Source organism: Roseateles sp. P5_E11, from assembly GCF_054049355.1.
In genome coordinates, this window is sequence record NZ_JBFUMO010000249.1 from 1 (window position 1) to 8,086 (window position 8,086).

8 protein-coding genes are annotated in these 8,086 nt (G+C 67.0%); 1 reads left to right on the forward strand and 7 read right to left on the reverse strand.

Annotated features, from left to right (window positions below; all coding sequences use genetic code 11):
- Positions 1 to 3 precede the first annotated feature (3 nt).
- From ACXJKR_RS17935 to ACXJKR_RS17950, 4 genes are all read right to left on the reverse strand, one after another.
- Positions 4 to 981: a sterol desaturase family protein gene (locus ACXJKR_RS17935; protein WP_056198396.1), complete on the reverse strand. Its 978-nt coding sequence runs from the start codon at positions 979 to 981 to the stop codon at positions 4 to 6.
- A complete protein-coding gene (locus ACXJKR_RS17940) occupies positions 978 to 1,805 on the reverse strand; it encodes a polysaccharide deacetylase family protein (protein WP_457323976.1) in 828 nt (275 codons plus the stop codon). The genes ACXJKR_RS17935 and ACXJKR_RS17940 overlap by 4 nt, the downstream gene beginning before the upstream one ends.
- Positions 1,802 to 2,800 (reverse strand): YVTN family beta-propeller repeat protein, encoded by a 999-nt coding sequence (locus ACXJKR_RS17945; RefSeq protein WP_457323977.1) that lies wholly within the window; start codon positions 2,798 to 2,800, stop codon positions 1,802 to 1,804. The genes ACXJKR_RS17940 and ACXJKR_RS17945 overlap by 4 nt, the downstream gene beginning before the upstream one ends.
- Before the next feature lie 70 nt (positions 2,801 to 2,870).
- Entirely contained in the window at positions 2,871 to 3,683 is an 813-nt protein-coding gene (locus ACXJKR_RS17950) for a TIGR00266 family protein (RefSeq protein WP_457323978.1), read from the reverse strand.
- 271 nt (positions 3,684 to 3,954) lie between these two features.
- On the opposite strand from ACXJKR_RS17950, the gene ACXJKR_RS17955 reads away from it, so the two are divergent.
- On the forward strand, positions 3,955 to 4,293 hold the full coding sequence (locus tag ACXJKR_RS17955) for a hypothetical protein (protein ID WP_457323979.1): 339 nt from the start codon (positions 3,955 to 3,957) through the stop codon (positions 4,291 to 4,293).
- Here ACXJKR_RS17955 and ACXJKR_RS17960 read toward each other — a convergent pair.
- From ACXJKR_RS17960 to ACXJKR_RS17970, 3 genes are all read right to left on the reverse strand, one after another.
- On the reverse strand, positions 4,274 to 6,214 hold the full coding sequence (locus ACXJKR_RS17960) for a methyl-accepting chemotaxis protein (protein ID WP_457323980.1): 1,941 nt from the start codon (positions 6,212 to 6,214) through the stop codon (positions 4,274 to 4,276). The two genes, ACXJKR_RS17955 and ACXJKR_RS17960, sit on opposite strands and share 20 nt — an antisense overlap.
- A gap of 203 nt (positions 6,215 to 6,417) precedes the next feature.
- On the reverse strand, positions 6,418 to 7,155 hold the full coding sequence (phbB, locus tag ACXJKR_RS17965; RefSeq protein WP_056198408.1) for an acetoacetyl-CoA reductase: 738 nt from the start codon (positions 7,153 to 7,155) through the stop codon (positions 6,418 to 6,420).
- Between the two features lie 31 nt (positions 7,156 to 7,186).
- The coding region (locus ACXJKR_RS17970) for an acetyl-CoA C-acetyltransferase (protein WP_457323981.1) at positions 7,187 to 8,086 on the reverse strand (900 nt) is incomplete at its 5' end.

Here is an 8,086-nt window from a genome sequence, read left to right on the forward strand (position 1 = left end):
GCATCAAGCGGCTTTCCTGAACGAGCGGAACAGGCGGGTCAGCCCCAGCCATTGCTGGTGCCAGAAGCCGCCGCCGTAGTCGCGGCCACCTTCCTCGGGCAACTGGTCGCGCACACCGGTGGCGTCGAAGCGATTCTCGAAGTTGGCGGTGCGGAACAGCAGGTCCCATAGCGGCAGCAGGACGCCGAAGTTGTGGCCGCCCAGCGTGCCGCGGCCACCGGATTCGTGGCCGATGCCGATGCTGTGGTGCAGGCGGTGGAAGCGTGGGCTGATCAAGAGGCGCTCGCCGATGCGCCCAAAGCTGATGCGCGCGTTCGCATGCTGCAGGCTCTCGTGCAGCTGGGTGATGACGGTGATGGCGACGAACTGCCCCGGCTCCACACCGATGAGGCGGGCCAGCAGGGCCAGCGCCGTGCCGAGCAGCACGTCGTCCAGCAGGTGATTGCGGTTGTCGCTCCACATCGTCATCTGGCGTTGGCTGTGGTGCAGGCTGTGCAGGGCCCACCACCAGTTGAACTGGTGCTGGGCGCGGTGCAGCCAGTAGCCGACGAAGTCGAAGACGGCGAGGTAGAGCAGCAGGCTGACCCAGGCGACATCGGTAACGCCGGGCCAGATGCCGTCGAGCTGCCAGGTCGGCAGGCCCGCCATGCGCAGCTCGCCAGCGATGCCGTCCCACAGCGGCTCGATGCTGAAGAAGATCAACAGGCGAACGAGGCCGAGGCGGTGGATCAGCGTGTAGATGACGTCGGTGCGCACGGCCGCGTGGTCAGTCACCGGCTCGACCGGCCAGCGCCGCTCCAGGATGCCGATGCCCAAAACGATGACGACGATCTGGATCAGCCCCAGTAGCAGCCAGCCGGTCGCATCGAAGGCGTCCTCCAGCAGGTTGCCAAAGCCCAGTCCGAACACGACCGGCTGCACGACGGACTCGTAGAGCCACAGCTGCAGGCTGTCGAAGGCGTTGGCGATCCAGTCGATCACGGCTTGCGGGCGTAGGTTTTGGGTTCGATCTTCAGGGCGACCTTGGTGTCGGCGGCCTTGAACAGTGGGGCGTAGCGGGGATGCTCGCGCAGCAGTGCAAAGCATAGGCCCCGCTGCTCCAATCCCGTCATCAGCGGCTCCAGCACGGCCGGCGCCCAGGGGTCCTGGCGTTCCCAGATGCCAAGGTGGGCGAGCAGGATGTCACCGGGCTTGATGTCGCGCAGCGCCTTGTCCAGCAGCTGCGCGTTGGGGTGGCTCTGGCTGGGCAGTTCATCGCCCAGGAAGCCCGCGCTGCTCCAGCCCACATGGGTGAAGCCGCAGGCCTTGGCGGTATTCAGCAGGGCCTTGGACGAGCGTCCCGCCGGCGCGCGGAAGATGGGGCCCAGCGACTTGCCCGTCATGGCCGTGAAGCGCTCGCCGACCTTCTTCAGGCTCTCGCAATACTGCTCGGGCGTGACCTCGTGAACGACAGGCGGGTTGACGCCGGCCTGCGTCTTCACCTTGAAGCGCACCACCTTGCCGTCGGCATCCAGCACGTCTTCCATGAAGATGTCGTGGTCCCAGGTGTGGGCGCCGAAGTCATGGCCTTCGGCCGCACGCTCGCGCCACCAGGGCGCCCAGGTCTCGTCCAGCGTCGTGCCGCCGGTCAGCGTCGGTTCGCTGGCGAGGAAGAAGGTCGCCTTCGCGTTGTGCTTCTTCAGTGTCTCGGCGATCAGCGGCGCAACACCCATGTGGCCGGTGTCGAAGGTGAGGTAGACCGGCTTGTCGCAAGACGGTTGCGCGGTGGCCGCAGTGACCACCAGCGCCAGGGCCCAGGCTTTCATAGACGAGGTTGGTGATCCAGCGTCCAGATGCCGTGCGGCGACTTGCCCACCTTGACCTGCCTGACGACCTTGCGCGTAGCGGTGTCGATCTGCGTCAGCTTGCCGGCCCAGCGCGAGGTGACGAGCAGCGTCTTGCCATCGGTCAGCAGCTCCATGTCGTCGGGACCTGCCGGCGCCGGATATTGATCGACGACGGTCAGCGTCGTCAGGTCGATCTTGCTGATGGTGTTGGCGGCGCGGTTGCTGACCAGCACATGGCGCTTGTCGCCCCAGGCACGGAAGGAGTGGGCGCCGGCGCCTGTCAGGATGCGCTTGGCGAGCTTGGGCGCACCGGCGCCGCTGACGTCCCAGACCTCGACGAACTTGTCGCCGGTCAGGCCGACGAGGACGAAGCGGTCGTCCGGCGTCAGGTAGATGTCGGCCGGCATCTTGCCGACGGCCTGCTTCCACTTGATGGTCTGCGTCGCCAGGTCGATGGCCAGCAGCTCATCGCTGTCCTGCAGACTGGCGTAGAGCGTCGTGCTCTTGGTGTCGATGTTGAGGTGACTCGGCGTCTTCGGCGCCGGGATGCGCTTGACCAATTGCAGCGGCTCGGCCGCAACGCTGCCCTGCCAACGGTAGAGGTCGACGCGGTCCAGTCGATTGGACGCCGTGACGAGCCACTTCATGTCCGGCGAAAAGCGCAGGTGATAGGGGTCGGGAATGCCACGCACCACACGCTGGACCTCGGCCGTGCGCGGATCGATGAAGGTGAGCGAATCGGCCAGCGCATTGGCGACGATGAGGGACTTCTCGTCGGGCGACAGGTAGAGGTGGTGGGGCTCCTTGCCGGTCGGGATGCGCTTGATGACGGTGAAGCTGGCCGGGTCGACGACGGAGATGTCGGCGTCCAGCGAGTTCAGCACGAAGACAGGGGGGCGGCCATTGCCCTGGGCATTGGCCTGGGCCAGGCCGGCCAGGACCATCAGGAGCGCGAACGCGCTGCGACGAAACATTCCAGGAGTCCTTAAAAGCAAAAAGGGCGGCAGCCGCCGCCCTCCACAACGCGCCAGTTTACCGGGGCGCTTACTCGTCGTCGCCGCCGAGGATGCTTCCCAGCAGCCCACCGCCGGCAAAACCACCGAGAACCGAGCCCWCTTCCTTGTGGCCGCCCATCTGCGGCGCCGCCGCAAAGATGCGCGAAGCCAGGCGCGAGAAAGGCAGGCTCTGCAGCCAGACCTCGCCCGGGCCGGTCAGCTTGGCCAGGAACAGGCCCTCACCGCCGAACAGCGCCGTCTTGATCTTGCCGACGTACTGGATCTCGAAATTGACGTTGGGCGTGTAGGCGACGACGCAGCCCGTGTCCACCAGCAGGGTCTGGCCCGGCTGCAGGCTGCGCCGGACGATGGTGCCGCCGGCGTGCACGAAGGCCAGGCCGTCGCCCTCCAGGCGCTCCATGATGAAGCCCTCGCCGCCGAAGAAGCCGGCGGACAGCTTCTGCTGGAAGGCGATGCCCAGGGACACGCCGCGCGCCGCGCACAGGAAGGCGTCCTTCTGGCAGATCAGCGTGCCGCCCAGCGCCGACAGATCCATGGGGATGATCTTGCCCGGATAGGGCGCCGCGAAAGCCACGCGCTGCTTGCCGCTGCCGTTGTTGGTGTAGATGGTCGTGAACAGCGACTCGCCCGTCAGCAGCCTTTTTCCCGCGCCCAGCAGCTTGCCGAGGAAGCCGCCCTGATTGGCCGAGCCGTCGCCAAAAACGGCGTCCATGCCGATGGCGGAGTCCATGAAGAACATCGAGCCCGCCTCGCCGATGGCCGCCTCGCCGGGATCGAGCTCGATCTCGACGAACTGCATCTCGGCACCCTTGATCTCATAGTCGACAACATCCATGGCCATGTGRCTCTCCCGGCGATAAAAAAACGGCCTGGATGATAGGGCGACCTGCGGGTGTCGGCGCCGTGCGGCGGCGTCAGGGATTTCGGGCCCGGCAAGCCGTTGCCGTGGCGCCGGATGACGGGCCGCCAATTTGTGTCCCTGTGCATCGGCCAGCGCCGCAAGGAAGCATCGAGATACATGAATGCCTTGCGCGCCCGCCCGATGCCCCAGACTGCAGCCGATGACACTACAGATCGATGACCTCCAGCCCGAGTTGACGGCGGAGCAGGCCTTGACCGGCTGGCGCAGGGAGTTCTGCGTCGAATTGCGGGGCGAAGGCCAGGCGCGAATCTTCCTGAGGGTGCTCGAGTCACCTTCGTTGAAGGCCACCGAGTTGCGCCGCGCCGTGCTGTTTCACAGGGTCGGCGCGGGATTCGCCGATCTGGCGGGCTGCGTCGCGGCGGCGCGTGAGCCGCTGGAGCGGCTCGCCCTCACCGCAGTCCGCCAGCAACCCAGCGCGGACAACCTCTTCGCCGCGGTCACCTACGACCGCCGCGCCTGGGAAGCGGTCGTGGATGCCGTGGACCACTGGCAGCGCCGCCGGATCCCGGTCAAGCCATCGCTGTCCTGAACCTCGCCGCCGCCTCGCGCAGCTGACCGGCACGGTCTTCCAGCATCGACGCCGAAGCCGCGGTCTCCTCGACGAGGGCTGCATTCTGCTGCGTCGTCGAATCCACCTCGCGAATGGCAGCCGCGAGCTGGCGGACCTGATCGGCCTGGGAGGAAGACTGGCTGCTGATGTCACCCACGATGGTGGCCACGCGGTGGATGGCCTGCACGATCTCTCCCATGGAGCCGCCGGCCTCGGACACATAGGCCTCGCCCTGGTGGACGGTCTCGATGGAGGAGTTGATCAGCGCCTTGATCTCGCGCGCGGCTTCGGCCGACCGCTGGGCCAGCGAGCGCACCTCGCTCGCCACAACCGCGAAGCCGCGGCCCTGCTCGCCCGCGCGGGCGGCCTCGACGGCGGCGTTCAGCGCCAGGATGTTGGTCTGGAAGGCGATGGAGTCGATGACCTGGATGATGTCGCCGATCTTGCGCGAGCTCGCGGTGATCTCCTCCATGGAGTTCACGGCACGCTGCACGATGGCGCCGCCGCGTCCGGCCAGCTCGGCCGCGCCTTGCACCAGGTCATGGGCCTCGCGGGCACTGTTCATGTTGTGGTCGACCGTCTGTTCCAGCACGCCGGTGCTGGCGCTGGTCTGCTCGACGACCGAAGCCATCGCATTGCCGCGCGCCGAGAGGTCCTGGTTGGCGCCCGAGATCTGCGTGGCCGACGTGGAGATGTGCTCGGCGCCTGCGCGCACCTCGTGCACGAGGCCACTCAGGCGCAGCGTGGCCTCGCGCAAGGCATTCGTCGCCAGCACGACCTCGTCGCGGCCGTCCAGGGCGGGTGCCTCGCTGAGGTCGCCGGCGCCCAGGGCCTCGATGCGGCGGCCCAGCACGGCGCAGCTGCTGCGCGACGCCAGGTAATAGCTCACCAGCGCATAGGCGGCAATGGTGACAAAGCTGATGGCCAGGATCATGGCCGTCCACAGGTCGCGCGTCAGGCGCTGGACCCGCGCGGTGACGAGTTCGGCCAGCTTCGCCTCCGCGGCGCGCTCCAATTTGTCGCACGCGGCAATCTGCGCCGTGCCCAGCGCGAACCACTCGGCCGCATCGACCTTGGGCGGCTCGCCCAGCACAAAMCCCTGGGCGAACTTGTCGCGAAAGTCCTTGCGGATCCGGTCCACGAGCTGCACGTCCAGGCCTTTCACGGCCTCGGGATTGGCCGCCGCAACCCGGTTCAGTGCGGCGGTCAGGCGCGTCAGGTATTCCTCGGTCACCGTGTCGGCCTGGTGCAGGCGCTGCAGCACGCCAGCGGGCGGCGAGCCCATTTGAGCAGCGGCGGCGCCGAGGGCGCGCATGCGGCCGACAGCATCCCGCAGCCGTGGCAAGGCATCGGTGACGCTCAGCATCAGGTAGTAGGTATCCGCGTCAGGGTCCAGGGCCAGGTTGGACTCGGACGAGGCCTGCTCGACGAGGGACTGCACCGCGTCGGTCAGCGCAAAGCTGGCCACGACGACCGACTCGGGTTCGGCCGCGCCAAGGGCGACCAGGGCCTTGGCCTTGGCGCGCGCAGCGGCCAGGCCTGAAGCGAGCTTGAGTGGGTCCTTGTCGGTTGCGATCTCGCGTTCCAGCGCCTGGGCCTGGGTCTCGAACTTGCCCAGGGCCTCTTCGMGCCGGGCCTCGGCGCCGGGCATCTTGGCGCTCACGCCGATGGAGGCCCCGCGCAGCACCATGGCCGCGTTCAGCAGCCCACTGACCTGGCGCACCTGGGCAACACCGACCAGCTCCTTGGCTGAAAAGTCACGGGCGTCCGAGCGATCGCCCGCCAGCGCCACCAGCAGGTAGACCAGCGGAATCGCAAAGCACAGGCAGACGATGAAGAACTTGTGCGCCATCGGCAGGCGGCGCATCAGGCTCACGGCAGGCAGAAAGACAAGGTTCATCCGGCTCTTCCCATTGCTAATGCGCCAGTTGCTTGGCACAGATGCCGGAATGTAGTCAGGCCGCCTTCCCGATTCAGGGGATAAGTTCACAAGCGCAGGTCGTTGCGCGGGCAAGCGTGGAATTGTTGCCGTGTCGCCCCAATGCGGTGCAAGCAACAAAAAGCCGGCTGGCGCCGGCTTTGCAGATGGGAGCCGCCCGGCTCTCACCCCATGTGCATGCCGCCGTTGCAGGAGAAGTCGGCGCCGGTCGAGAAGCCCGAATCCCCGCTGGCCAGCCAGGCGACGATGGAACCGATCTCCTCGGGCGTACCCAGGCGCTTGACGGGAATCGTCGCCACGATCTTCTCCAGCACCTCGGGCTTGATCGCGCGGACCATGTCGGTGCCGATATAGCCAGGGCTGACGGTGTTGACCGTCACGCCCTTGGACGCCAGCTCCTGCGCCAGCGCCATCGTGAAGCCGTGCATGCCGGCCTTGGCGGCCGAGTAGTTGGTCTGGCCGGCCTGGCCCTTTTCGCCGTTGACCGAGCTGATCTGGATGATGCGGCCCCAGCCCTTTTCCACCATGCCCGGCACGACCTGCTTGGTCACGTTGAACATGCTGTTCAGGTTGGTGTCGATGACGGCATGCCAGTCGTCCGGCGTCATCTTCAGGAACATGCGGTCCTTGGTGATGCCGGCGTTGTTGACCAGCACGTCGATGGCGCCATGCTCACCGATGGCCTTGGAGAAAGCCTCAACGGTGGAGTCCCAGTCGGCCACGTTGCCGACGGAGGCGTAGAAGTCGTAGTCGAGCGCCTTCTGTTCATCGAGCCATTTCTTGAAGTCGCGGCTCGGACCGCAGCCGGCGATGACCTTGAAGCCTTCCTTGTGCAGGCGCTGGCAGATGGCGGTACCGATGCCGCCCATACCGCCCGTGACGTAGGCAACTTTCTTGCTCATGGATGTCTCCTGTTGTGATTGGGTGAGGGTATCAACGTTCGACGGTGAGTGCGACACCCATGCCGCCGCCGATGCACAGCGAGGCGATGCCCTTCCTGGCATCGCGCTTGACCATCTCGTGCAGCAGCGTGACGAGCACGCGGCAGCCGCTGGCGCCGATGGGGTGGCCCAGCGCAATCGCGCCGCCGTTGACGTTGACCTTGCTCATGTCCCAGCCCATCTCGTTGTGCACGGCACAGGCCTGGGCGGCGAAGGCTTCGTTGATTTCCAGCAAGTCGAGGTCGGCGGGCTTCCAGCCGGCGCGCTCCAGCGCCTTGCGGGCCGCGGGCACGGGGCCCATGCCCATCAGCGCAGGGTCCAGGCCGGCCGAGGCGTAGGAAGCAATGCGCGCCAGCGGCGTCAGGCCCAGGGCCGCGGCCTTGGCGGCCGTCATGACGACGACGCCGGCGGCGCCATCGTTCAGGCCCGAGGCATTGCCTGCGGTCACGCTGCCGGCCTTGTCGAAGGCGGGGCGCAGGCCAGCCAGGGCTTCGGCGTTGCTCTTGCGGTTGATGAACTCGTCGGCGGCGAAGACGATCGGATCACCCTTCTTCTGCGCGATGCTGAACGGCACGATTTCGTCCTTGAAGCGGCCCGCGTCCTGGGCCGCGGCGGCCTTCTGCTGGCTGCCCAGTGCGAGCGCATCCTGCTGCTCGCGCGTGATGCCGTACTTCTTGGCCACGTTCTCGGCCGTGATGCCCATGTGGTACTGGTTGTACACGTCCCACAGGCCGTCGACGATCATGGTGTCGACCATCTTCCAGTCGCCCATGCGCTGGCCATCGCGCGAGCCGTTGAGCACGTGGGGGCTCATGCTCATGCTCTCCTGGCCGCCGGCGATGATGATGTCGCTGTCGCCATCGCGGATGGCCTGAGCCGCCAGCATCACGGC

Bases quoted from the DNA above. Each gene is read 5' to 3' on its own strand.
- ACXJKR_RS17940 (WP_457323976.1), bottom strand. From the start codon at position 1,805: ATGAAAGCCTGGGCCCTGGCGCTGGTGGTCACTGCGGCCACCGCGCAA.
- ACXJKR_RS17945 (WP_457323977.1), bottom strand. From the start codon at position 2,800: ATGTTTCGTCGCAGCGCGTTCGCGCTCCTGATGGTCCTGGCCGGCCTG.
- phbB (WP_056198408.1), bottom strand. From the start codon at position 7,155: ATGAGCAAGAAAGTTGCCTACGTCACGGGCGGTATGGGCGGCATCGGT.